This window comes from Okeania sp. SIO2F4, from assembly GCF_010672385.1.
Lineage (GTDB): Bacteria > Cyanobacteriota > Cyanobacteriia > Cyanobacteriales > Microcoleaceae > Trichodesmium.
Map to the genome: position 1 here is coordinate 3,048 of NZ_JAAHGT010000777.1, position 1,679 is coordinate 4,726.

Sequence of the window (1,679 nt, forward strand, 5' to 3'; positions counted from 1 at the left end):
ATCACCAAACCTTTTCAAGAAGAAGAAGTTTTAGCAAGAATCAAAAGTCAATTAACAATTCAAAAACAGAAACGACTCTTAGAAAAAGAAAGACAATTATTAAAAATAGAACAAGATAATCTTAAAGAAGAAATTAGACAACGCCAAGAAGCAGAGGCTATTTTATATCAATCTAGGGCAATCATTTCTAGTATTTTAAATTCTTCTGTTGATGGAATTGCAGCTATGGCAGCATTAAGGGACAAGAGAAGGGGAAATATTCTTGATTTTTCTTGTTTAGTTGTTAATCCAATTATTGCTAGAGCTTTTAATCAAGAACCACAAGATTTAATTGGTAAAATAGTGGTGAAAAAGTTTTTAGATAGAATTAATTATGATTTATTTCCTAATTTTGTTAAGGTGGTAGAAACTGGAAAATCTTTAGAGCAAGATATTTATTATAATGACCAAAAAGAAGGAAAATGGTATCATTTCATCGCTGTTAAATTAGGGGATGGTTTTGCGATTACAGTCAGAGATATTACAGAAAGGAAAAACTTAGAATTAACCCTAGAAGAAACAAATAAAGAATTAGAAGCTTTTAGTTATAGTGTAGCTCATGATTTACGGAATCCATTAGGAAATATTGAATCATTAATTGATTTTCTCCAAGAAGAATATAAAAATCACGATCATCCCACTCAAAACTCTCAAGAAACTTTTGATGTGATTTATGAATCAACTGCTAAGATGCAGCAAATTATTAAAGATTTACTGCTATTATCAAAGGTTAAAAAAAGTCCCATAACTCTTGAATTAATGGATTTAAGTAATATAGTTGAAGACATATTAATAAAACTCCAAAGAAAGGAACCACAAAGAAAAGTAGAATTAGTAATTCAGCCCAATATTATAGCTAAAGCAGACCAAAATTTATTCATAATTGCTTTAGAAAATTTAATTAGTAATGCTTGGAAATATTCATCTAAAAAAGATGTTACTTATATTGAATTTGGAGTTTTATCCGCAGAACAACAAAATTTAGATCCAATTATTAATCAATGCCCTTTATATTACAAAGACAAAAATTTATGCAAACAAAAATTAGATCGAATTTATTTTATTAAAGATAATGGAGCAGGTTTTAATATGGAAACCGCCCAAGAATTATTTACTCCTTTTAAGCGCTTCCATTCAGATAATGAGTTTCCAGGAATTGGTATTGGTTTGTCAATTGTGAAAAGAATTATTAATCGTCATCAAGGCTTAATTTGGTGTGATTCTCAAGTAGGAGAAGGAACAACTTTTTATTTTACTCTAAACAACTTTGTTGCTTGAAGAAGGAATAATGGCACTTATCGTTGTACATGAAGTACAGATATTAACAATTAAATGAATGCAAGTGCGGCCATCTTCCCCGCTCCGGGGTGTATCTCTCCAAAGTGGAATCCGATGTATCTTGTAACCGGATTCTATCTGCAATTAACCGGATTTGATATAACAGGCAACAGGCAGGTAAGTATAAAAGTATACCTCATTAACCAGAGAAACTGTATATTAAAAATTTAGATCGCGTCAATAAATAATATTTATAAATAGGGCTTGCTGATTAATTCTAAAAGTATTGAAATCTAAAGGTTTTGGCGTTTTAGAGTTGAAAAAAGTACCAGCTTTTCGCACTTATAAAGCTCATGCATACA

1 protein-coding gene is annotated in these 1,679 nt (G+C 30.1%); it reads left to right on the plus strand.

All coding sequences use genetic code 11. The annotated features are described in order from the left end of the window. Positions 1-1,317, plus strand: a 1,317-nt coding sequence (locus F6K22_RS32510; protein WP_293107838.1) for a sensor histidine kinase, incomplete at its 5' end; no start/stop codon positions are given. Positions 1,318-1,679: the final 362 nt, after the last annotated feature.